Below are 22,331 nucleotides of genomic sequence, written 5' to 3'. Positions count from 1 at the left end.
CAGGCAGTCCGGTACCCACGCGCGGGTCCCTCAGAGACCGGCCACCGGTACCCACTCGGGCAAGGGCTCCGTCCGCTGTAGCCATGCGGCGGGCGGCGCCCCGCCCGCACCGGCGGAGACCACTCCGCCCACGATCGCGCAGGTGGTGTCCATGTCACCGCCGACCCGCACGGTGCCCCAGAAGGCCCGCTCGTAGTCGCCCAGGGACCGTGCCGCGGACCACAGCGCGAACGGCACCGTGTCGTGAGCCGTCGTGCGGCGCCCGCACCCCAGCACGGCGGCCACCGTCCCGGCGTCGTCGTAGTCGAGCATGTCGCGCGCCCGGCGCAGTCCGGCGCCGACGGCGCTGCGGGGCACCAGGTCGATGACGCCGTCGAGCAGGGCCCTGGGCGCCGGGGTGCCCGCGGGGTCCGCCGCCAGGGCGGCCGCGGCAGCCACGGCCATGGCGCCGACGACGGCCTCCCGGTGCTGGTGGGTCGGGTAGGCGGAGATCTCCGCCTGGTGCGTCGCCTGCTCGGGGTCCTCGGCGTACCAGGCGCCGAGCGGAGCGATCCGCATCGATGCCCCGTTCCCCCACGAACCCTGGCCCTTGAACAGGGCGGAAGCCAGTTCCCGCCAGTCCCCGCCGTCGCGGATCCGGTCGAGCAGCTGGTTCACCGCCCGGCCGTACCCCCGGTCGGCGTGGTGGTGCTCGGCGAAGGAGTCGGCCAAGGCGTCCTGGTCGATCCTGCCGTGGGCGGCGAGTACGGCCAGGACGGAGCAGGCCATCTCGGTGTCGTCGGTCCAGGGCCAGGGGCCTTCGGGCAGCTCGCGCCGCTTGAGCAGCGGGTGGTGCGCGGGTCTGAAGAACTGCGAACCCAGCGCGTCGCCCACCGCGAGACCACGCAAGCTGGCGAGCGCGCGGCTCAGGCGCCGGTCATGAGAGAGGTCAGCGGTCATCGCTCTGTCACCCTATCCGGTGATGCCGTACGGTTCCGGCTCACGCCAGTGCTCGAACGGTCGGTCGAGTGTGTACTTGCCGTCCTCACCGAGCAGCAGCGCTCGGGTCTCCCCGTTGCCCGGGTTGGACAGGGACTCGAACTCGGCCACGGACCAGTGGAACCAGCGCATGCAGAACAGCCGCATGGTCAGCCCGTGGGTGACCAGCAGGACGTTCGGCGGGTGGTCCGGCGCCTCGAAGCTGCGGTAGAGGCTTTCGAGGAAGGACCCGACGCGGTCGTAGACGTCGGCACCGGACTCGCCCTGGGCGAAGCGGTAGAAGAAGTGCCCGTAGGCGTCGCGGTAGGCCTTTTGCAGCTTGACGTCGTCCCTGTCCTGCCAGTTCCCCCAGTCCTGCTCCCGCAGCCGTGGCTCCTCCCGCACCCGCACCAGGTCGGGGTCGAGGCGCAGCATTCTGAAGGTCTCGTGGGTGCGCCGGTAGGGCGAGACGTACACGCTCACCCGTTCTCGCCCGAACAGGTCCCGCAGCCCCTTTCCGGTGTCCTCCGCCTGCTGGAGGCCCGTTTCGGTGAGCGCGAGAGCGTGGTCGGGCTCGCGTTCGTACACGGTGTCGTCGGCGTTGCCTGCCGATTCGCCGTGCCGGACGAGGACGATGCGCCGCGGTCGTGCCATGGGTCGACCCTAGATCGGGCCCTCCCCGTGTCGCTCAGGCGGGTAGCCGGCCGGACTCCATCCGGCGTATTCGGCCGGTGAAGCGGCGGCGCAGGTGCCGGTCGTGCGAGACGACGACCAGGGCCCCCGCCCATCGCTCCAGGGCCTCCTCCAGCTCCTCCACCAGGGCGAGTGCCAGGTGATTGGCCGGTTCGTCGAGCAGCAGCAGGTCCGCGGGTCTGACCAGGAGCCGTGCCAGGGCGAGCCTGCGGCGCTGCCCCGCGGAGAGCGAGCCTACGGGGACATGCAGGTCCCGGGCGCGGAACAGGCCGTAGGACAAGAGCAGTTCGGCTTGCTCGTCCTCGGTGAGGGGCAAACCCTCGCCGAAGGTCTCGAGCACTCGCTCGGCGGGACGTCGCACCGGAATCTCCTGGGCGAGGTAGCCGATGCGGCCACGGCGGGTGACCGTGCCCTCGTCCGGTTCCAGCACGCCCGCCATGGTGCGCAGCAGCGTGGACTTGCCTGCGCCGTTGCCGCCGTGGACCAGGAGCCGCTCACCGGCGGGGACCGCGAGGTCGGGGACGAACAGCCGGTCCCCCACCCGCACGTCCCGCAGTGTCACCAGGTCCCCTTCGACGGCTCGTCCGCCCCCGTCGGTGCCGGCGCGGGGGAGCGCGGTGAACCGCAGCGGTTCGGGTGGCTTGGGGACGGGGTCGTCGTGCAGCCGGCGCAGCCGTTCGAGGATCGCGGTGGCGACACGCTCCAGGAAGGTCCGGTCGTGCGAGACCGCGACGACCGTGCCGCGGTGTGCCGGCAAAGCGGCTTCCAGCCAGTCGAGGGCGCTCTCGTCGAGGTGGTTCGTCGGCTCGTCGAGGAACATCACCTCCGGGGAGGCGGCGATCAGGCAGGCCAGGCCGAGGCGTGCCTGCTCGCCGCCGGACAGGCTGCCCAGTCGTCGTGTGCGGTCCGTGTGGGCGAGGCCGAGACCGTGCATGGCCTTGTCGACGCGGGCGTCGGCTTCGTACCCCCCGCGCAGTTCGAAGGCCGTCAGCAGGTCGCCGTACTCTGCGAGCGTGGCGCCTGAAGCACCGTCGAGAGCGGTTTCCAGCTCGCGCAGGCGCCCTTCCATGGCGCGGAGTTCAAGGAGAGCGGCGTCGATGGCGTCCCCGACGCTTCGATCCCCGGGCAGTTGCGGTGTCTGGGCGAGGAACCCCGCCCCGCCCTCCGCGACCGTGGTCACCTCGCCCCGATCCGGCCGGTCCCGCCCGGCCAGGAGGTCCAGGAGCGTCGACTTCCCCGCGCCGTTCTCCCCCACGATCCCTATGCGCTCGCCCGGGCGGACCGTCAGGGAGACGCCGTCCAGCAACAGGCGGTCGCCCCGGGCCTTGGTCACGTCGCGTACCGAGATCTGCGTCGGCATGAGCTCCCCCCGCTTCCGTGCGTGCGGCGTTCCCCCACCAGGCGTTCCCGCACCAACAGGCAAACGCAACCCTTGTCGCATTACGATGAGTGTGGCACGGCCGCCAAACTAATGCAACCAAAGTAGCCATTAGGCTCGTCAGGGGTGCGGACGCCGTACGGACCACGACAGACCTCAGCGGAACCCGAAAGGCCGAGATGACGAACGAGCGCGTTCACGCCGACCAGAGCACCGCGTCGGCCGCCGCCGCCACCCCTCCTCCCCCGCCCGCTTCCTCCGGGGACACTTCCCCCCAGCCTGCTGCCCCCCAGCCCGCTGCTCCCCCGCCCACGTCCCCTCCGCCCGGCACCCGTCGGCCGGGCGGCCGCACCGCCCGTACGCGTGCGGCCGTCCGCGACGCCGTCCTGCACGGGCTCAGCGACCACGGCTATCCCGGCCTGACCATCGAGTACGTCGCCGAACACTCGGGCGTGCACAAGACCACGCTGTACCGGCGCTGGGGTGGCCTGGAGGGCCTGGTGGCCGACGCCCTCGACATGGCGGGCGAGGACCCGTGGAACCCGCCGGACACCGGAAGTCTGGAAGGCGACCTGCGGGCGCTCGCACGTGAAGTCGTCGACGCGTTCGCGGACGAGTCGAAGGCCGCGGCGCCCACCGCGTTCGTCGCCGCCTCGTTCCAGTCCGAGCGCGCGGCGGATGCGTTGCGCGCCTTCTACAGCGAGCGGTTCTCGCGCTGCGAGGCGGTCGTGGCGCGGGCCGTGGAGCGGGGTGAGGCGGAACGGGGAACCGACGCCGCGGCGCTCGTCCGCGCGGTGTCGGCGCCGCTTCTGCTGCGCCTGTTCATCACGCGTGAACCGGTCGACACGGCGCTGGCCGACCAGTCCGCCGCCGCGGTGTTCGCCGCAGCGCGTGCGGGGGCTTTCGCGCGGCCCTGATCAGCGGGACGTCACCGTCAGATGGGGCTCGCACCACTAGCGGACGGGGCATCGCACCCCAGCAGACAGACCCCGCACCACCCGCGCGCGGGGCTCGGACCACCTGCGCCCGGACCCCCGCACACGCAAAGCCCCCCACAGCGGAGGCGCGGGACGAGGCGGCGCCCCGAATGCGCGCCCCCGACCCCTCACACCGTCCAGGACGGCTCCAGCTGCACGACGTCTCCCGTGATCGCCGCCACGTCAGCCTCCGTCTGTGCGCGCAGCGCGAGCCGTTCCACCCGCTCCACGCGGTACTTCCCGTGCTCGGCGGCCGACTGCCACATCGACAGGACGAGGAACTCATGGCCCGGGGCCTCGCCGAAGAGTCCTCGCACCATGCCGGGAGAGCCCGCCATGGCCGGGTTCCAGACCTTCTCCTGCATCAGCGCGAAGTTCTCCACGCGCGCCTCATGCACGCGACAGTTCGCCACCCGCACCACGTCGGCGTCCGTGAAGCGCGGCTCGAAGCCCGTCTTCACGTCGAAGCGATGGTCGAACAGCTTGGCCTGCGGGTTCTTGTACGTACCCACCTGAGCCGAGGCGAGCCGATCGTGCGAGCGCGCCATGAACGAGTCGTAGAAGGCACGGCTCTCCCAGAACGCGAAGACGTGCGCCACGTCCGGTCGACCACGACTCCATCCTCCGCCCTGTCCCCGGAACCCCGGCTCCCCCAGAAGCCCCGCCCACTTTCGCTGCGCCCGCTCGAATCCCCGGCGGTCCACGACGGTGCAGCGAATCCACTTGACCAGCACCGCGCCATCGTACGGCCCAGCGCGTGGCCCAGGTCACGCGCCGGGGTAGTGCACCCGGACCAACCGGGCGAAGTCGTCGTCGTCCAGCTCCACTCCGAACTCCCGCAGCATCGTGAGGCGCAACTCGTCCACAGGGACCTCGCGTTCGTCCACCGATCCGTCGGGGCGTGTGCGTGTCAGCCGTGCGCCGATCAGTCGCCGGCGTACGTCGAACCCGGCCCGTTGCAGCACGGGACGGCGGACGAACGGCGATCCGGGGTGGGTCGAGCTGTAGTGGTTCATCACTACGTAGTCGACGGGCAGGCACCGGGCCGTCGTGTGGGCGTACAGGTCGAACCAGCCGTCGGAGCGCTCCGTGCGCAGCACCCGCACGCCTTCCTCCTCGGCCGCGACGCCGTAGCGCCACTCTCCTTGGCGTACGTCCTGCGGCATCGCGGCGCCCGTACGCAGCGGGACGGGCTCCAGCAGGCCGTCGGCGCCGAACCCGACGTCGCAGTGCCAGTGTTCGCCGTCCGCCTCGACGTCCAGGAGCATGTGCGTCACCGCGCGCGTGGAGGATGCTCCAGCCCGTACCCGGGCGGCCAGGCCCTTGACGGTGAAGCCGATGCGCTCCAGGGCGGCGGCGAACAGGAGGTTCTGTTCGTAGCAGTAGCCGCCGCGCCGTTGGCGCACCATCTTGTCCTGGAGCGCGGCCAGGTCGAGGAGGACCGGGCGGCCGAGCATGATCTCCAAGTTCTCGAAGGGGACGGAGTCCACGTGCGCGCGGTGCAGGGCCCGCAGCGTCGCCAGGTCCGGTTTCACCTCGCCGCCGTACCCGATCCTGCCCAGGTACGCCGCGATGTCCAGTTCTTCGCCGTTCCAGGTCGTGCGACCGCCGTTCCACGTCATGCGAGCAATGATCGCTGCCGCCGGCCCCCGCGCAAACCGGATGTTCGTCGCCCCGATGTCAGTGGCAGGCCGTAGCGTGTGTTCGTAGCACTGACAACGCGCTAGGCACTGACAACGCGGCAAGGACGAGGGGGAGTTCGGTGAGCAGCATCCGGAAGGGGCTGACGAAGGTCGAGGTCGGGCTGAAGTGGGACCCGAGCCCCATGGGGGCGTCGCCTCACGATCTGGACATAGTGGCCGCGACGTACACCGCGGATGCTGCCGATGACCCACGGGGTCGGCCGGACTACCTGGTGCACTTCGACAGCCGCTCGCCCGACGGGACCATCTCGCTCAGCAGGGACAGCAAGACCGGCCAGGGCTTCGGATACGACGAGGTCATGGTCCTGGAGTTGCAGCGGCTCGCCGAGCGCTATACGCGTGTGGTGGTCGGCGTGGTCGTCCAGCAGCATCCGGATGGCACGGTCTTCGGGGACGTGGCCAACGCCTCGGTCCGGGTCCGGGAGGGGCACACCGATCTGGCGGAGCACGGCTTCGCGGAGGTCGCCGGCTGCACGGCCGCCGTCGTCGCCGAGTTCACCCGGGAGCCGGGCGGCACCTGGACGTTCCGCGAGCTGCTACAGGGCTTCGAGACGGACCTCGTGACCTTCGGGTCCGAGATGGGCAGCGCCCGCTGAGCCCTCCCGCCCGCGGGAAGACGATGAGGGGCGGCGGGACCGTCCTGGCCCCGCCGCCCCTCGCCTCACCTCACGGCGTCACGCTGTCGGCTCAGCTGCAACCGCTGGTGGACCCGCAGCCCTCGCAGATGTAGCACGAGCCCGCGCGCTGCATCTTCGTACCGCAGGAGAAGCACAGCGGCGCGTCGGCCTGGATGCCGAGCTGCATCTCGACCAGTTCGGCGCTGGTGTGCGCCTGCTGCGGAACGTCCTCAGCGGCTTCCGGCTCCGGCGCGGCGACCGCCTTCAGGGTCTCCGTCTGGCGCGGGGCGGACTGAGCGAGGCCCTCCACGTCGACGTCCTCGTCGGACGGCTCGTACGAACCGGTCTCCAGGTGGCGCTGGCGCTCCTCGGCGGAGTGGATGCCGAGCGCCGAGCGGGTCTCGAACGGCAGGAAGTCCAGCGCCAGGCGGCGGAAGATGTAGTCGACGATCGACTGCGCCATCCGCACGTCCGGGTCGTCCGTCATACCGGCGGGCTCAAAGCGCATGTTCGTGAACTTGGAGACGTACGTCTCCAGGGGCACGCCGTACTGGAGACCCACGGAGACGGCGATGGAGAAGGCGTCCATCATGCCCGCGAGGGTCGAGCCCTGCTTGGACATCTTCAGGAAGACCTCGCCGAGACCGTCGTCCGGGTAGGAGTTCGCGGTCATGTACCCCTCGGCACCGCCGACCGTGAAGGACGTGGTGATGCCGGGACGGCCCTTGGGGAGGCGCTTGCGCACCGGGCGGTACTCGACGACCTTCTCGACCGCCGTACGGATCGTGTCCTCGGCCTTCTCGGTGATCTCGGCCTTCTCCTCCTCTTTCTTCTTGGCGGAGAGGGGCTGGCCGACCTTGCAGTTGTCGCGGTAGATGGCGAGCGCCTTGACGCCCATCTTCCACGCCTCGAAGTAGACCTCTTCGACGTCCTCGACGGACGCGGTCTCGGGGAGGTTGACCGTCTTGGAGAGCGCTCCGGAGATCCACGGCTGGATGGCCGCCATCATCCGGACGTGGCCCATCGCCGAGATGGAGCGCTCGCCCATGGCGCAGTCGAAGACCTCGTAGTGCTCGGGCTTCAGACCGGGGGCGTCGATCACATTGCCGTGGTCGGCGATGTGGGCGACGATCGCCTCGATCTGCTCCTCCTGGTAGCCGAGGCGGCGCAGGGCCTGCGGCACGGTGCCGTTGACGATCTGCATGGAGCCGCCGCCGACGAGCTTCTTGAACTTCACCAGGGCGAGGTCGGGCTCGAGGCCGGTCGTGTCGCAGGACATCGCGAGACCGATGGTGCCGGTGGGCGCGATCACCGAGGCCTGGGAGTTGCGGAAGCCGTTCTTCTCGCCGAGTCGCACGACGTCCTGCCAGGCCTCCGTGGCGGCGGCCCAGATCGGGCTGTCCAGGTCGTCCACGCGGACGGCAGCGGTGTTGGCGTCGGCGTGCTGCTTCATGACGCGGTTGTGCGGCGCGGCGTTGCGGGCGTAGCCGTCGTAGGGGCCGACGACCGCCGCGAGCTCCGCGGAGCGCTTGTACGAGGTGCCGGTCATCAGCGAGGTGATCGCGCCGGCGAGGGCGCGGCCGCCGTCCGAGTCGTAGGCGTGGCCGGTCGCCATCAGCAGGGCGCCCAGGTTGGCGTAGCCGATGCCGAGCTGGCGGAAGGCGCGGGTGTTCTCGCCGATCTTCTGGGTCGGGAAGTCCGCGAAGCAGATGGAGATGTCCATCGCGGTGATCACGAGCTCGACGACCTTGGCGAAGCGCTCGGACTCGAAGGACTGGTTGCCCTTGCCGTCGTCCTTGAGGAACTTCATGAGGTTCAGCGAGGCGAGGTTGCAGGACGTGTTGTCCAGGTGCATGTACTCGCTGCACGGGTTCGAGCCGTTGATGCGGCCGGACTCCGGGCAGGTGTGCCAGGCGTTGATCGTGTCGTCGTACTGGATGCCCGGGTCGGCGCAGGCCCAGGCCGCCTCGGCCATCTTGCGGAAGAGGGACTTGGCGTCGACCTCTTCGATGACGTCGCCGGTCATGCGGGCCCGCAGGCCGAACTTCCCGCCGGCCTCCACGGCCTTCATGAACTGGTCGTTCACCCTGACCGAGTTGTTGGCGTTCTGGTACTGGACGGACGTGATGTCGTCGCCACCGAGGTCCATGTCGAAGCCCGCGTCACGCAGCGCGCGGATCTTCTCCTCTTCCTTGACCTTGGTCTCGATGAAGCCCTCGATGTCGGGGTGGTCGACGTCGAGGATGACCATCTTGGCCGCGCGGCGCGTGGCACCGCCGGACTTGATCGTTCCCGCGGAGGCGTCGGCGCCCCGCATGAAGGAGACCGGTCCCGAGGCGTTGCCGCCGGAGGAGAGGAGTTCCTTGGAGGAACGGATGCGGGAGAGGTTCAGGCCGGCGCCGGAGCCGCCCTTGAAGATCATGCCCTCTTCCTTGTACCAGTCGAGGATCGACTCCATGGAGTCGTCGACGGACAGGATGAAGCAGGCGGAGACCTGCTGCGGCTGGGGCGTGCCGACGTTGAACCACACCGGGCTGTTGAAGCTGAAGATCTGGTGCAGGAGGGCGTACGCCAGCTCGTGCTCGAAGATCTCGGCGTCGGCGGGCGAGGCGAAGTACTTGTAGTCCTCACCGGCCTTCCGGTACGTCTTCACGATGCGGTCGATGAGCTGCTTGAGGCCCACCTCTCGCTGCGGCGTGCCGACCGCACCGCGGAAGTACTTGCTCGTGACGATGTTGACCGCGTTCACCGACCAGAAGTCGGGGAACTCGACGCCACGCTGTTCGAAATTGATCGAACCGTCGCGCCAATTGGTCATGACGACATCGCGGCGCTCCCAGGCCACCTCGTCGTACGGATGCACGCCGGGGGTCGTGTGAATGCGCTCGATGCGCAGACCCTTGCCGCCCTTGGCTCCCTTGGCGCGGGAACCTCGTGCGGGGCCGCTCGTCGTCTCGGTCATGCCGCCTCCCTGTTTCAGGCTAAAACGCCCTGAAGTACCACGTTCTTCCCGTGGCACGGTGTGTGTCTTGCGTCGCGGACAGCCCTGGGGCACCCCGTGACGAGTCTGGTTCGTCGCCGGACCTGGAAAGGTCAGTCGGCGGCGGTGGCAGGCTGAGGGACTTCGACAGTCCCACCGGGCCCGCGGCCGGTCGCGTCCCGCTCCGCGCCGGAGCCGCCCGGGGCGTCGTCGCCCCGTCCGCGCAGCTCCTCGATCGCGGCCTCGAAGTCCTCGAGCGAGTCGAACGCCCGGTACACGGACGCGAAGCGCAGATAGGCCACGAGGTCGAGTTCCTGAAGCGGTCCGAGTATGGCGAGCCCCACGTCGTGGGTGGTCAGTTCGGCGCTTCCGGTGGCCCGGACCGCTTCCTCCACCCGCTGGCCGAGCTGAGCCAGCGCGTCCTCCGTCACGGGCCGGCCCTGGCATGCCTTGCGGACGCCATTGATGACCTTGGTGCGGCTGAACGGTTCGGTGACGCCGCTGCGCTTGACCACCATCAGTGAGCACGTCTCCACCGTCGTGAAACGGCGGGAGCAGTCCGGACACTGACGGCGCCTGCGGATCGACGTGCCGTCATCAGTGGTGCGGCTGTCGACCACGCGACTGTCGGGGTGCCTGCAGAAGGGGCAGTGCATGGAACTCCCAACCCTCCTTCACGGCATGTCTCACAGACCTCAACAGACCCTTGGGGCCCTCGAAGCAGCCCCCAGCATAGGCGATGCCCACGGGCTTGAAAGACCAGGGACCACAACTTCTGGGCTGCGGCCGCAATGCAACCACTAGATCTGGGGTTTGCCGTAAATTTCGGCACCTCGCGTGTCGCCCGGGCGCGCCCTTGCGCGACAGGCCCACACGCCCGGCGTACGACCCCTCGACCCCGAGCCGACGCCACTCGGAAGGACCCCCTACCGGGTTGACGGCGCACCGAGTGGCACTATGGAGCCCCGCCCCACGGAGCCGGGACTCCGGCGGTGAAGCGTACCGTAATGAACCGAATTTCCTTTCGGTCCGCGCGATAGCCATACACCTCGACACATGGTCACGTCAGGTAATCTTCGATTTTTCACTCGAACGTGTGTTTGGCGCAACCTTTCGAAAGCAACTACCGTTGGCTAACTAGGGAGAACATCTCGAGAGGGGCCGACCGACGTGACCACCACCGCAGACAGCGCCACCATCACTGCCCAGGACCGCTCCCAGAGCCGATTCGAGCCGGTGCATGCCATGAATGACGCAGCCACGAACCAGGAGGGGCCCAAGCCCGCTCGCTCCCTGCCGGGCCGACCTCCAGGGATCCGCGCGGACAGCTCCGGGCTCACCGATCGCCAGCGGCGGGTGATCGAGGTCATCAGGGACTCGGTGCAGCGGCGCGGTTACCCGCCGTCGATGCGGGAGATCGGGCAGGCGGTCGGCCTCTCCAGCACCTCTTCGGTGGCCCACCAGCTCATGGCGCTCGAGCGCAAGGGCTTCCTGCGCCGCGACCCCCACCGCCCCCGGGCGTACGAGGTGCGCGGCTCCGACCAGCCGAGCACCCAGGCCGCCGACACCACGGGCAAGCCCGCCGCGTCGTACGTGCCGCTGGTCGGCCGCATCGCGGCCGGTGGCCCGATCCTCGCCGAGGAGTCCGTCGAGGACGTGTTCCCCCTCCCCCGCCAGCTCGTCGGCGACGGCGAGCTCTTCGTCCTGAAGGTCGTCGGCGACTCCATGATCGAGGCCGCCATCTGCGACGGCGACTGGGTCACGGTCCGCCGCCAGCCCGTAGCGGAGAACGGCGACATCGTCGCCGCCATGCTCGACGGCGAGGCGACGGTGAAGCGTTTCAAGCGCGAGGACGGGCACGTATGGCTGCTCCCGCACAACTCCGCCTACCAGCCGATCCCCGGCGACGAGGCGACCATCCTCGGCAAGGTCGTCGCGGTCCTGCGCCGCGTGTGAGCCTGCGCCCCTGACCGGGCCCCGGAACCTACTGCGCCGGTTCCGGGGCTCGACTCTTTTCCGATCGGCGCAGGCCATATCCTCCCGATCGGCGCAGGCCATGCCTTTCCCGATCGGGACAAGGCCACCCGTACCCGACGCACACCACGTGCCATCGATGCAGGGCGCATGCCCGGGGGCTCGGACTACGCCTCAGCCCCCTCGGCTTCCTGCACGCCCGCAGCCCCCGCTCCCGCAGCCCCCGTACCGGTCGACTCCGCCGCCTTCGCGGTCGCGTCGATCGCCGCCAGGGAACGACGCACCTGATTACGGTCCGTCGTGTACCAGAAGTCGGGCAGTGACGCCCGCAGATAGCTTCCGTAGCGGGCCGTGGCCAGACGCGGGTCCAGGATCGCCACCACACCGCGGTCCTCCGACGCCCGGACGAGGCGGCCCGCCCCCTGGGCCATCAGCAGGGCCGCGTGTGTCGCCGCGACCGCCATGAAGCCGTTGCCGCCCGCGTCGTCGACGGCCTTCTGCCGGGCACTCATCAGCGGATCGTCGGGGCGCGGGAAGGGGATCTTGTCCATGACCACCAGCTGACAGCTGGCTCCCGGCACGTCGACGCCCTGCCACAGCGAGAGCGTGCCGAACAGGCAGGTCCGCGTGTCCGCCGCGAACCCCTTGATCAGCTCGCCGAGGGTCTCCTCGCCCTGCAACAGGATCGGCATGTCGAGGCGGCCCCGCAGTTCCTCGGCCGCGGACTGCGCCGCCCGCATCGAGGAGAACAGGCCGAGCGTCCGCCCGCCCGCCGCCTCGATGAGCTCCGTCAGCTCGTCCAGCATGTCGTCACGCGTGCCGTCCCGACCCGGCCGGGCCAGGTGCTGCGCCACGTACAGAATGCCCTGCTTGCGGTAGTCGAAGGGTGAGCCCACGTCGACGCCCTTCCACACCGGGGCGTCCTCGGACCGGGTGCCCTCCGGGGCGAGCCCCAGGGAGGCCCCGACGCCGTTGAAGTCCCCGCCGAGCTTGAGCGTGGCCGAGGTGAGGATCACGGAGCGGTCGGTGAAGAGCTTCTCGCGGAGCAGGCCGGACACGGACATGGGCGCCACTCGCAGGGAGGCGCCGAAGCGGTCGTGGCGCTCGTACCACACCACGTCGTACTCGGAGCCGTTCGTGATGCGCTCCGACACGTCGTGGATCGACTCCACGGCGGCCAGGGCCTGCTTGCGGACCGCGTCCTCGTCCTGGACGGACTTGTCGCGCGTGGAGCCGAGGGCCGAGATGACCGTGCGGGCGGCGTCCCGCAGCGCCATCAGGGCATAGCCGAGGTCCTCCGGCACCTCCTCGAGGCGCCCGGGCAGCGCCAGCTCCATGAGCCGCTCGAAGCCCTCCGCGGCGGTCTGGAGCTGATCGGCGGCCTTCTCGTTGACGAGCTTCGCCGCTCGCCGCACCGCGCGGTTGACCTGTCCCGGGGTCAGCTCGCCGGTCGCCACGCCGGTGACGCGGGAGACCAGCTCATGGGCCTCGTCCACGATCAGCACCTCGTGCTGGGGCAGGACGGGGGCGCCCTCGATGGCGTCGATGGCGAGGAGCGCGTGATTGGTGACCACGACGTCGGAGAGCTTCGCGCGCTCCCGGGCCATCTCGGCGAAGCACTCCTGGCCGTACGCGCACTTCGAGGCGCCGAGGCACTCCCGGGAGGACACCGAGACCTGCGCCCAGGCGCGGTCGGAGACGCCCGGGGTGAGGTTGTCGCGGTCGCCGGTCTCCGTCTCGTCCGCCCAGTCCCGCATGCGCAGCAGGTCCCGGCCCAGCTTGCTGGTGGGTGCCGCCGCCTCGAACTGGTCGAAGAGGCCCTCCTCCTCGTCCTGCGGCACGCCTTCGTGGAGGCGGTGCAGACACAGGTAGTTCGACCGGCCCTTCAGCATGGCGAACTCGGGGCGGCGGCGCAGCAGCGGATGCAGCGCGTCCACCGTGCGCGGCAGGTCGCGCTCCACCAGCTGGCGTTGCAGGGCGAGGGTGGCCGTCGCGACGACGACCCGCTCCCCGTGCGCCAGTGCGGGCACCAGATAGCCGAGGGACTTGCCGGTGCCGGTGCCGGCCTGGACAAGGACGTGGGAGCCGTCGTCGATCGCCTCGGCGACGGTCTCGGCCATCGTGACCTGGCCGGGCCGCTCCGTGCCGCCGACGGCGGCGACAGCGGCGTGCAGGAGCTCGGGGAGGGAGGGCTTCGTCATAGCTCGACCACCCTACGACGCCCCACTGACAACGCCGACAACGCGGCGATCAAGGCTGGTGCAGAGGGTTGGGCACGGTCCCGTGGACGGCGGCGTGCGGGCGCTCGGCACGGTCGCGGTAGCCGTCGAGGTGCAGCCGGTTCCGGTTCAGACACAGGCGCTCGATACGCGGTGTGAGCAGGTCGAACAGTTCGTAGCGCTCCTTCAGCTCCGGAGCGCGCGCCTGGTGGCGCAGGATCTCGGCCCGGACGAGGGACCAGAAGTCCCCTTCGGGCACACCCAGTTGTTCCTCGCAGAGCGGGGCGAGATAGCGGAAGACTCCTACGAAGAGCCCGGCGTGGATGAACTGGGTCAAGAAGGCCGGTGGCTCGGTCAGCAGGATGTCACGTACGTCGTCGGGCATGGTGGCGTGCTCGGCCACGCGTTCCGCGCTGACGTTGACGTCGTCCACGAAGTCCTTGACCGCGAGGCGGACGGGCACGTCCTTGTCGTCGAAGACGACGATGGCGTTCTCGCCGTGCGGCGAGAAGACGGTTCCGTACCGATAGAGGAACTGGAGCAGGGGCGGGAGCAGCGCGGCGAACAGATGCGTCAGCCAGGACGTGGGGGTCATTTCGGAACGGGCTACCAGCTCGGCCACGAAGGCGCGGCCCTGCGGATCGGTGTGCAGCAGCGCGGCGAGGGTGCGGGCGCGCTCGCCCGGCGCGAGGTGGCGCGTCAGGGGCTCGCGCCAGATCGCGCCCAACAGTTCCTTGTACTGGTAGGGAACTTCCGGGAGCGAGTCGTACACCGGATGCTCCACGGTCACGGACGCGACCTCTCCGAGGAGGATCACCCGGCACTCGTCGCGCAGGAAGGGGTCGCTGTCGCGCAGGGCCTGCACCCAGGAGGTGACGGCCGACGCGGCGAGCGTGCGCTCGGTGGGCAGACCCCGCCAGACCAAGGTGTTGAGGACCGACAGGGGCAGCTTGATCGTGTGACGGTCGGGACGGGTGGTGTTCAAGAAGGTCCGGATGGACTGCTGGGGCAGACGCAGATCACCGTCCGGGGGCAGTGGAACGATCATTCCAGCGGCCACGGACGGTGCGAAGAGGGGCAGGACGACGTCGTCCCACTGCCAAGGGTGCACGGGCAGGTACAGATACTCGCGCGGATCGAGGCCGCGTGAGCGGAGTATGGCGGCGTACGTCTCCCGGGTGGCGGGCCCCAGCTCCCGGGCGTACAGCTCGTCGGGGGTGTCGAGGCCCGGCACGCCCCTGTAGGTGGCGATGGCTGTGTGTACGGCGATCCAGGGGATGGCGGTGCTGGTGCGGGCCTCGGGGGCCCACTGCCGTGCGTCCGTCGCGGAGAAACCGATGCGCCCCTTGTTGAGGACGAGCCAGGGGTGGCCGGTCTGGTGGCCCTCGAGTTCCGCGTAGCCGAGGTCGGCGAGCTGTCCTGCGGTGAGGGCACCGTGGTCGAGGCGGGTGTCGGCGCTGAGGGTCACCGTCAGTTCGCGGATGAGGTGACCGAGGGTCGCGCCGTCGAGTTCGAGGGTGCGGCGGGCAGCGGTGAGGAAGCGCAGCGGGTCGGTGCAGGGGCGCGGGGCGCCGTCGGCGTCGGTGAGGGTCAGGCTCTCCGGTTCCACACGCCAGCAGCCGTACGCGCCTCTGCCGGCCCGGAAGGTGAGACGGGGGCGGGTTTCCCCGGGCGCGGTGGGTTCGTCGAGAAGGACCGTGTAGGTGGCTGCGGCTGCGCTTGCCGCGTGGGCGGCGCCTGCCGCGTGGGCGGCGCCTGCCGCGTGGGCGGCGCCTGCGCATCCTTCCTCGGTCCTGTCGTGCTCGGCGGCGTCCTGCCCGGTGCGTACCGGCCGCAGGATTTCTTCGTACGCGAACTCACCGACGATCTTCGCAAGGAGCCGGCGCCCGGCCGCCTCCCAGCGTTCCCGGTTCAGCTCGGGCGGGTCGTAGAGGTCGGCGGAGGCGGAAGGATTCGGCACGGGGACTCCTCGGGGAGGGAACCGGATCAAGTCGAGCGGTGCAGAAGGAACAAAAGGAGTAGAGGCCGCCGGAGCGGCTGGTCACAGCACGGCACGCAGGGCCCGGTCGCGGACCATGAGCGCCGCCCGCTTGTCCGGCAGTTCCACCTCGGCGGCGAAGCGGAAACCCCCGCTGAGGAAGGCGGAGACGGAAGGGGTGTTGCGCAGGTCGGGTTCCGCCACGACGCGTGCGCAGGAGCGTCGGTTGTCGAGTACGAGATCGGCTGTCGCCCGCAGCAGGGTGCTGCCGAGGCCGCGGCCGCGATCGGCGACCTGGCCGAGGAGCAGGTGGAGCCCGGTGTCGTGGGGGCGTGCGGGGTAGTGGCGGGCCAGCGGGTCCAGGTCGGCCCGGTAGATCTCCCAGTAGCTCATCGGGGCGCCGTCCAGGACGCCGAGGCAGGGAACGCTGCGTCCGTCGCCTTCGAGCTGGGGCCGCAGATGTGCCTCGGTGACGGAGGCGGGCCCCGCCAGTTCCCAGAAGGCCGCCACGGCGGGGTCGTTCATCCACCGGCTGATGAGCGGGAGGTCGCGTGCGAGCCGGACGGGGACGAGCTGGAAGACGCCCTGCCCGGTGGTGACCGGACCCCAGGTGGCGACGTGGTCGAGCAGGTCGCCACGGGCGGGGTCGGAGGGCGGGGCGCCTTCGGGGGTGAGGAGCGAGGTGGGGTCACCGCTGTCGGCGAACAGCGCGACGAGTTCGTCGGGCAACCGCAGGTCCAGGGTGTCTTCGCCGTCCGTGGCAGCCGCGGTGGCGGGCTCGGTTCCGGCGTCGGTTCCGGCGTCGGTGCTCGCGTCGGTGGGAGGCACGACGTCGCTCCTCTCGGAGGTGGGGATGCGGCAGGGGTGGGCCTGGTCCTCAGGAAGGGGTCATGGTCGTCGGAGGGGGTGCGGGGCGCTTACGCCGGGGGCGCCACGAAGGAGGTTCGCGCCGCCGGGGAGTGCGAGGGTTCGGCCCCCGGGTGCGGGTGCGAGGGCGAGGGCGGGTCATGTGTGGTGGAGGGGATTCGGAATGGTGACGTAGACGGATTGGGTGTCGACGGGGCCGACGAGTTCGTCGAGGCCGTGCAGCCGGGTCAGCAGATTGGCCTTGCACCGCAGCACGGGTGATTCGAGCAGCCGCGCCGGCAGTGGGGTGCGCAGCCGGTCCGGTCCGGAGGCGGTGTCGGTGAGGAAGCGGCGGAACGCGGCGAGCAGGATGCGTTCGTCGGCGAGGCGTTCCGCGCCGAGCGCTCCGATGAGTCCGAGCACGTTGTTGATACCGAGGTAGTAGGCGAAGCGTTCGTCGGTGACCTCGTCGGAGACGAAGGTGTCGCTGTTCCGCCCGATGCCGGGGAGCCGCTTGTCGAGTTCACCGCGGCGGGACTCACGGAAGTAGTAGCCCTGGTTGTCGCGGTAACGGCCGCCGGTGGGCCAGCCGTCGGGGTCGAGCAGCAGGAGGGTGTTCTGCTGGTGCGCCTCCAGGGCGACGCCTGCTTCGCTGTCCAGCCAGAGTACGGGGCGTACGACGCTCTGGAGGTAGCGCAGGAACCACTCCGTGGCGACGGCTCCGCGGGGGCGGCCGGTGTGGCCGGCGAGACGGGTGATGAGCGCGGCGAGCCGTGAGTGCATGGGCGCCCGGTCGTGGCCCGCGGTGTGGGTGTTCGGCTTGGGTGAGACGAGCCCTGCGATGCAGGTGGCGTCGTCGTCGGGACGGAACGGGTTGTGCCGGATCATCACCTCGCAACCGGGGGCGGCTTCGCCATCGGGTCCGGTGACGGCGAGCCAGGCGGGGTCGCGTACCACGTCGAAGCCGGGGTGGGCGGCCTGCCACTGCTCGGCGAGGCCGCTGCGGAGCAGCCGGTGGACCTCGACGCCGCGGTGGAGTTCCTTGCGGAGGTTCTCACGGCGGGAGTTGGTGATGCGCAGGGCGAGCGACAGCTTCAGCATCGCGGGGGCGCCGGAGCGGTAGAGGGTGCGTACGGAGGATGTGGGGTGCCAGGGGTCTCCGTGGGGGCCGAGGTCCCTGAGGAGACCGGCGTCCAGAAGGGCGGCGGTCGCGGGGCGGTGTCGGAGTTCGCGGATCTGCCAGGGGTGCACGGGCAGTGCCGCGTGTCCGTCGGGCAGGGGCAGGCCGGGGCCGGCGAGTCGGGCGGTGAGCTGGTCGGCCGGGATGGTGCGGCCGCGTTCGGTCCAGGCCGAGTCCATGGTGAGCACCGAGCGGTGGACGGCCAGCCAGTGCAGGGGGAACGCGCCGCGCAGCTCGGGTGAGTAGAGCCGCGCTTCGCTGTCGGAGAGGCCTTCGCGGCTCTTCGGGGTCGGGTGCAGCGGGTGCCCGAGGAGCAAGGACTGTTCGGCGGCGAGGAAGAGGTCGGGGGTGTCCGCCGGGTTGTTCCTGCGGTCGGCGATGAAGTCGGCGGTGCGGCGGGCGGAGTCGGCGACGCGGGCGACCAGATCGGCGCCGTCGGGGATCTCGCGTTCGGGTACGTCACGCCCGGTCCCCTCCGGCTCGCTCGTGCGGGCTGCCTCCCGGTTGAGGAGGGCGGCGACGGTGACGGCGTCGGCGGGGGGCGCGGTGCTGGGGCCGTCCTCCAGGTGGGGCAGGCCGAAGCGGTGCCAGCCGGTGGGGGACCAGTAGTCCACGGGGACGAGGAGTGCGGTGCCGCTGCTTTCGAGGGGAATGCGCAGGGTGCCTTGCTCCGGTGCGGGAAGGGCGTTCTCCCGTACCCAGCAGCGCAGCAGGTTCTCGACGGCCGCGGCCTGTGCGGCCGTGCGCGGGTCGGGGTGGTCGAGGAGGTCGCGGAGGTCGGCCGTGCGGTGGCGCAACCGCTCGGCCTCCAGGCTTCGGCCCTTCTGTCGCGGGACTGTGTGGGGTTCCGTTGCCTGCGGGGACTGCGGGGACTGCGGGGACTGCGGGGACTGCGGATCCTGCGAGGACTGCGGGTCCTGTGGGGCCTGAGGGGGCTGGGGGCCCTGGGCGGGTTGAGGGGTCTGAAAGGGCTTCGGGGATTGTGTGCCGCGCGCTCCCGATGGGTGGGGCGGGGGACAGCCGTCGGATGGGGGGGTGGCGTTCAAGAGGGTTCCTCGGGTGGTGATCGGGCTCCGTGGCGACGGGCGGCGACTGGGGACAGGCGGGACATGGACCTGGGTGGGGACGTGGTGGGTGGGGACGTGCTGGGAGGACACGTAGGTGGACGGGTTCGCTCGGCCCGGGTCCGCCTCGGTCAGGGGCCGTGCACAGGGGCGGTCATGAAGGGCTGCTGCTGTGGCGGCCTTCGGTGTCGCGGTGGTGGGACCGCTCCACCGCGGTGAGTGCGTCGGCGAGGCGGTCGAGGACCGCGTCCGCCTGTTCGTCCGTGATCGTGAGGGGAGGCAGCAGGCGTACGACGCTGGCGTGCCGTCCGCCGAGCTCGACGATGAGCCCGCGGTGCAGGCAGGCGCGCTGTACGGCGGCAGCCAGTTCGGGCGCGGGTGGATGCGGGCGGTTGTCGGGCAGTCCGTACGACGCCGGGTCGCCCGGGCTGCCCGGGCCGCCCGGGCCGCCCGGGGGCATCGCGGAGGTCGGCGCGGCAGTCGCGGAGGTCGGTGCGGCGGCCCCGGCAGTCCCGGCAGCCCCGGCAGCCCCGGTAGCCGCAGAGTTCGGCGCCGCGGACGCGGAAACGGGCACGCCAGGAGCAGAGCCCGGCGCCGCAGGGACCGGCCGGTCCGGCCCGGCGGACGGGCGACCGTGTACGAAAGCGTCGTACTCACCCCCCAACTGTCCCGCCAACCCTGCCGCCGCAGACGGCGTTTGACCGCGATTCGGGTCGACAAGTTCGATCCCGAGCATCAGACCCCGGCCCCGGACGTCACCGACGCAGGGGTGCTGGGCGGCCAGGGACCGCAGACCGGCGAGCATGCGGGCGCCGATGTCCGCGGCACGCTCGGCGAGGCGGTTCTCGCGGACGTGGGCGAGGGTCGCGGTACCGGCGGCCATGGCGAGCTGGTTGCCGCGGAAAGTGCCCGCGTGGGCGCCGGGGGGCCAGACGTCGAGGTCGTCGCGGTAGACGACGACGGCGAGGGGCAGGCTGCCGCCGATGGCCTTGGACAGGACGAGGACGTCGGGGACGATGCCGCTGTGTTCGACGGCCCAGAAGGCGCCGGTCCGGCCGACGCCGGTCTGCACCTCGTCGGCGATGAGGGGGATGCCGCGGTCCGCGGTGATCCGGCGCATCCGGCGGAGCCAGGCGTCCGGGGCGGGCAGGACGCCGCCTTCGCCCTGTACGGGTTCGAGGATCATGGCGGCGGGCGCGGGGACGCCGGACTTGGGGTCGTCGAGGAGGTTCTCGGTCCAGCGGGCGGCGAGTTCGGCGCCGCGCGGGCCGCCGACACCGAAGGGGCACCGGTAGTCCTGCGGGTAGGGCAGCCGGGTGACGCGTACGTCCCGTGCGCCGCCGGACGCCGCGCGGGCGCCCGCGGTCATGCCGTGGTAGGCGCCGGTGAAGGAGAGCAGTCCTTCGCGTCCGGTGGCGGTGCGGACGAGATGCAGGGCGGCTTCGACCGCGTCGGTGCCCGCGGGCCCGCAGAACTGGATGCGCGCCCGGTCCGCGAGGGCGGGCGGGAGCGTACGGAACAGCTCGGTGGTGAAGGCGTCCTTGACGGGGGTGGCCAGATCGAGGACGTGCAGGGGCGCCCCGGAGTCGAGGACGCCCCGGATGGCTTCGAGCACGACGGGGTGGTTGTGGCCGAGGGCCAGGGTGCCCGCGCCGGAGAGGCAGTCCAGGTAGCGTCGGCCGTCGGCGCCCTCGATGGTCATACCGCGGGCGCGGACGGGCACGATGGGGAGGGCGCGCGCGTAGGTGCGCGCGGCGGACTCGCGCGCCGACTGCCGGCGCAGGATCGCCTCGTACGCCGGCGCAGCGGCAGCGGCAGCGGGAGCAGGGGCGGAGGCGGCAGCGGGAGCAGTGGCGTGCACCACATCTTCGGGGTCCGCGGGCACCACCGCGGGAGCAGGGTCGGTCACGGCCACGGCTGTTGGTCCTCCCGCTGGGACGTGGCGCGGGCCCACCGCATGCGGGCGGGCGCGCGTGCGAGTTGGCGCGAGGGCTGAACGCGCAGGGCGTGTCCCCCGTACGTACCAACGACGGCGTACGCGCGGGATCACGGGTGTACGGAAGATCCTTGCCGTGACGGAACCGTTGCTGTTCCGTGGGCCGTCCCCAACGGCACCGGCATAGTGTGGGGTGCCGTTCATCAGGACCGAGGTGTTCCGCACCGCGGTCCCCGGGCGTCCGGCACCACGGGCGGGCAGGACCCGGAAGCACCGCGTCCGGGCGCTCCGCACCAGGAGTCCGCGACGACCGACGCCGTACGGCATGACGCATGCCGCACGACGCGACGATGTACGGCATTTGGAACGATATCGAGGCCCAGGGGGATTCTCACCATGCGACCCATACGTCCGCTCTTCACCTCTCGTCGTGGGAGGAGCGCGCGCGGCAGGACCTCCCCCGTGGCGGCCGCCGTCGCGCTCGGCGCGGCACTCGTCCTGACCGCGACGGCCTGCGGTCCGGGCGACGACAACACGGACGACTCCTCCGCCTCGCAGCCGGGTGGCAACGACGACGGCAAGTTCAAGATCCCGGGTGACCTCCAGGACCGGCTCAAGGAGCACGGCATCGACCTGGACAAGTGGCGGGACGGCGCCTGGAAGGACTGGGACAAGGACGACTGGCTGCGCGAGGCGGAGGACTTCGTCAACCCGGTCATCGAGGGCCTGTGGGACCCGGACCGCATGCGGGACGCCGACAAGAACCCGGACCGCGGCGTCGAGGAGTCCGACATCTCCGGCGACCAGGGCGTGACGGACCCGACCCCGGCACCCGTCGAGGCGGCGGCCCTCGAGACGCCGTACCACGACCAGGTGCCGGAGGCCGGAAAGCTCTTCTTCGACGGCCCCGAGGGCTCGATGGTCTGCTCAGCGACGGTCGTGCAGGACCCGAAGAACCCGGGCAAGTCCAACATGGTGTGGACGGCGGGCCACTGCGTGCACGCGGGCGCCAAGGGTGGCTGGTACCGGAACATCGCCTTCGTCCCGTCGTACAACGACAGCGGCAGGCCCACCGCCGAGTTGCAGGGCGCGCCCAAGGAAGAGGTCGCCCCGTACGGCGTCTGGTGGGGCGACTGGGCGCAGACGTCCGACCAGTGGATCGAGCAGGGCGGCCCGACGGGCGGTAAGGGTGCTCCGTACGACTTCGCGGTGATCCATGTGACGCCGGAGAAGGGCAGCGAGGGCAAGTCCCTGGAGGAGACGGTCGGCGCGGCCGTGCCGGTGGAGTTCAACGCTCCGGCGGTGGCCCGGATCAAGGACATGACGGCGACCGGCTACCCGGCCGCCCCGCCGTTCGACGGCCAGAAGCAGTTCCAGTGCGCGGGCAAGCCGGGCCGGCTCTCCATCAGCGAGCCCGACCCGACGATGTACCGCATCGGCTGCACCATGACCGGCGGTTCGTCCGGCGGCGGCTGGATCGCCGCGGGTCAGGACGGCGAGCCGGCGCTGGTGTCCAACACCTCCATCGGTCCGGTGACGGCGGGCTGGCTCGCGGGGCCGCGCCTCGGCGGCGAGGCCAAGGGCATCTACAACGCGGTCAGCAAGAAGTTCGCGGGGCAGTAGCACCCGGCACTCGCGGTGATGCCAGGTGCTACGGGTAACACCCGGTACTACCAGCAGCACCTGGCACTCCCGGTAACACCCGGTGCTTTCGGTAGCACCCGGCACTCCCGGTAACACCCGGCACTCGCTGAGTACGCGTACGACGGCGGGGCGGCGGGGCGGCGAAACCTTCACCGCCTCGCCCCCGTTCGTCCCCAATTCCCCAG

Annotated in this window: 16 protein-coding genes; 4 read left to right on the top strand and 12 right to left on the bottom strand. The window is 71.0% G+C overall.

All coding sequences use genetic code 11. The features are described from left to right. Positions 1 to 30 precede the first annotated feature (30 nt). The 3 genes from ACH4DX_RS31860 to ACH4DX_RS31850 are packed head-to-tail and all read right to left on the bottom strand — an operon-like array spanning position 31 to position 3,010. Positions 31 to 939, bottom strand: coding sequence for an ADP-ribosylglycohydrolase family protein (locus tag ACH4DX_RS31860; RefSeq protein WP_398157643.1), 909 nt, complete (start codon positions 937 to 939; stop codon positions 31 to 33). Positions 940 to 951: 12 nt separating this feature from the next. Beyond that, entirely contained in the window at positions 952 to 1,611 is a 660-nt protein-coding gene (locus tag ACH4DX_RS31855) for a histidine phosphatase family protein (protein ID WP_398157642.1), read from the bottom strand. Positions 1,612 to 1,645: 34 nt separating this feature from the next. Beyond that, on the bottom strand, positions 1,646 to 3,010 hold the full coding sequence (locus tag ACH4DX_RS31850) for an ABC-F family ATP-binding cassette domain-containing protein (RefSeq protein WP_398157641.1): 1,365 nt from the start codon (positions 3,008 to 3,010) through the stop codon (positions 1,646 to 1,648). 197 nt (positions 3,011 to 3,207) lie between these two features. Between ACH4DX_RS31850 and ACH4DX_RS31845 the strand changes: the two genes are divergently transcribed. Next, positions 3,208 to 3,945, top strand: coding sequence for a TetR/AcrR family transcriptional regulator C-terminal ligand-binding domain-containing protein (locus ACH4DX_RS31845; protein ID WP_398157640.1), 738 nt, complete (start codon positions 3,208 to 3,210; stop codon positions 3,943 to 3,945). Positions 3,946 to 4,133: 188 nt separating this feature from the next. Here ACH4DX_RS31845 and ACH4DX_RS31840 read toward each other — a convergent pair whose 3' ends face one another. Together ACH4DX_RS31840 and ACH4DX_RS31835 are read right to left on the bottom strand one after the other, a co-directional pair. Continuing rightward, positions 4,134 to 4,739: a YdbC family protein gene (locus ACH4DX_RS31840; RefSeq protein ID WP_398115864.1), complete on the bottom strand. Its 606-nt coding sequence runs from the start codon at positions 4,737 to 4,739 to the stop codon at positions 4,134 to 4,136. 33 nt (positions 4,740 to 4,772) lie between these two features. Further along, entirely contained in the window at positions 4,773 to 5,627 is an 855-nt protein-coding gene (locus ACH4DX_RS31835; RefSeq protein ID WP_398157639.1) for an arylamine N-acetyltransferase, read from the bottom strand. Positions 5,628 to 5,767: 140 nt separating this feature from the next. Here ACH4DX_RS31835 and ACH4DX_RS31830 point away from each other — a divergent pair, with 140 nt between their 5' ends. Continuing rightward, positions 5,768 to 6,304, top strand: coding sequence for a TerD family protein (locus tag ACH4DX_RS31830; protein WP_398157638.1), 537 nt, complete (start codon positions 5,768 to 5,770; stop codon positions 6,302 to 6,304). A gap of 91 nt (positions 6,305 to 6,395) precedes the next feature. Here the strand turns inward: ACH4DX_RS31830 and ACH4DX_RS31825 are convergent, their stop codons facing one another. Together ACH4DX_RS31825 and nrdR are read right to left on the bottom strand one after the other, a co-directional pair. Continuing rightward, positions 6,396 to 9,287 carry a vitamin B12-dependent ribonucleotide reductase gene (locus tag ACH4DX_RS31825; RefSeq protein ID WP_398115870.1) on the bottom strand — a complete coding sequence of 964 codons (2,892 nt, stop codon included), beginning with the start codon at positions 9,285 to 9,287 and terminating at the stop codon, positions 6,396 to 6,398. Positions 9,288 to 9,418: 131 nt separating this feature from the next. After that, positions 9,419 to 9,961 carry a transcriptional regulator NrdR gene (gene nrdR, locus ACH4DX_RS31820; RefSeq protein WP_398115872.1) on the bottom strand — a complete coding sequence of 181 codons (543 nt, stop codon included), beginning with the start codon at positions 9,959 to 9,961 and terminating at the stop codon, positions 9,419 to 9,421. A 514-nt stretch (positions 9,962 to 10,475) separates the two neighbouring features. On the opposite strand from nrdR, the gene lexA reads away from it, so the two are divergent. Continuing rightward, positions 10,476 to 11,261, top strand: a complete 786-nt coding sequence (gene lexA, locus ACH4DX_RS31815; protein ID WP_398115874.1) for a transcriptional repressor LexA — start codon at positions 10,476 to 10,478, stop codon at positions 11,259 to 11,261. Between the two features lie 185 nt (positions 11,262 to 11,446). Here the strand turns inward: lexA and ACH4DX_RS31810 are convergent, their stop codons facing one another. The 5 genes from ACH4DX_RS31810 to ACH4DX_RS31790 form a co-directional block, all read right to left on the bottom strand. Next, entirely contained in the window at positions 11,447 to 13,480 is a 2,034-nt protein-coding gene (locus ACH4DX_RS31810) for an ATP-dependent DNA helicase (RefSeq protein WP_398115876.1), read from the bottom strand. A gap of 49 nt (positions 13,481 to 13,529) precedes the next feature. After that, a complete protein-coding gene (locus tag ACH4DX_RS31805; RefSeq protein ID WP_398157637.1) occupies positions 13,530 to 15,458 on the bottom strand; it encodes an IucA/IucC family protein in 1,929 nt (642 codons plus the stop codon). A gap of 81 nt (positions 15,459 to 15,539) precedes the next feature. Next, a complete protein-coding gene (locus ACH4DX_RS31800) occupies positions 15,540 to 16,304 on the bottom strand; it encodes a GNAT family N-acetyltransferase (RefSeq protein WP_398157636.1) in 765 nt (254 codons plus the stop codon). A gap of 177 nt (positions 16,305 to 16,481) precedes the next feature. Continuing rightward, positions 16,482 to 18,314, bottom strand: a complete 1,833-nt coding sequence (locus tag ACH4DX_RS31795; protein ID WP_398157677.1) for an IucA/IucC family protein — start codon at positions 18,312 to 18,314, stop codon at positions 16,482 to 16,484. Between the two features lie 406 nt (positions 18,315 to 18,720). Continuing rightward, positions 18,721 to 20,427, bottom strand: a complete 1,707-nt coding sequence (locus tag ACH4DX_RS31790; protein ID WP_398157676.1) for a diaminobutyrate--2-oxoglutarate transaminase family protein — start codon at positions 20,425 to 20,427, stop codon at positions 18,721 to 18,723. Positions 20,428 to 20,898: 471 nt separating this feature from the next. On the opposite strand from ACH4DX_RS31790, the gene ACH4DX_RS31785 reads away from it, so the two are divergent. Beyond that, a complete protein-coding gene (locus ACH4DX_RS31785; protein ID WP_398157635.1) occupies positions 20,899 to 22,125 on the top strand; it encodes a trypsin-like serine peptidase in 1,227 nt (408 codons plus the stop codon). The last annotated feature ends 206 nt before the right edge of the window (positions 22,126 to 22,331 follow it).

It is taken from the genome of Streptomyces sp. NPDC017940 (genome assembly GCF_044328435.1).
Lineage (GTDB): Bacteria > Actinomycetota > Actinomycetes > Streptomycetales > Streptomycetaceae > Streptomyces.
This window is presented reverse-complemented; position numbering and strand designations above follow the sequence as displayed.

What these genes read in the sequence shown, in the direction of transcription:
- ACH4DX_RS31845 (WP_398157640.1), top strand. Translation starts at nt 3,208, where the DNA reads ATGACGAACGAGCGCGTTCACGCCGACCAGAGCACCGCGTCGGCCGCC.
- ACH4DX_RS31810 (WP_398115876.1), bottom strand. Translation starts at nt 13,480, where the DNA reads ATGACGAAGCCCTCCCTCCCCGAGCTCCTGCACGCCGCTGTCGCCGCC.
- ACH4DX_RS31825 (WP_398115870.1), bottom strand. Translation starts at nt 9,287, where the DNA reads ATGACCGAGACGACGAGCGGCCCCGCACGAGGTTCCCGCGCCAAGGGA.
- ACH4DX_RS31835 (WP_398157639.1), bottom strand. Translation starts at nt 5,627, where the DNA reads ATGACGTGGAACGGCGGTCGCACGACCTGGAACGGCGAAGAACTGGAC.
- nrdR (WP_398115872.1), bottom strand. Translation starts at nt 9,961, where the DNA reads ATGCACTGCCCCTTCTGCAGGCACCCCGACAGTCGCGTGGTCGACAGC.
- ACH4DX_RS31860 (WP_398157643.1), bottom strand. Translation starts at nt 939, where the DNA reads ATGACCGCTGACCTCTCTCATGACCGGCGCCTGAGCCGCGCGCTCGCC.
- ACH4DX_RS31855 (WP_398157642.1), bottom strand. Translation starts at nt 1,611, where the DNA reads ATGGCACGACCGCGGCGCATCGTCCTCGTCCGGCACGGCGAATCGGCA.
- ACH4DX_RS31785 (WP_398157635.1), top strand. Translation starts at nt 20,899, where the DNA reads ATGCGACCCATACGTCCGCTCTTCACCTCTCGTCGTGGGAGGAGCGCG.
- ACH4DX_RS31850 (WP_398157641.1), bottom strand. Translation starts at nt 3,010, where the DNA reads ATGCCGACGCAGATCTCGGTACGCGACGTGACCAAGGCCCGGGGCGAC.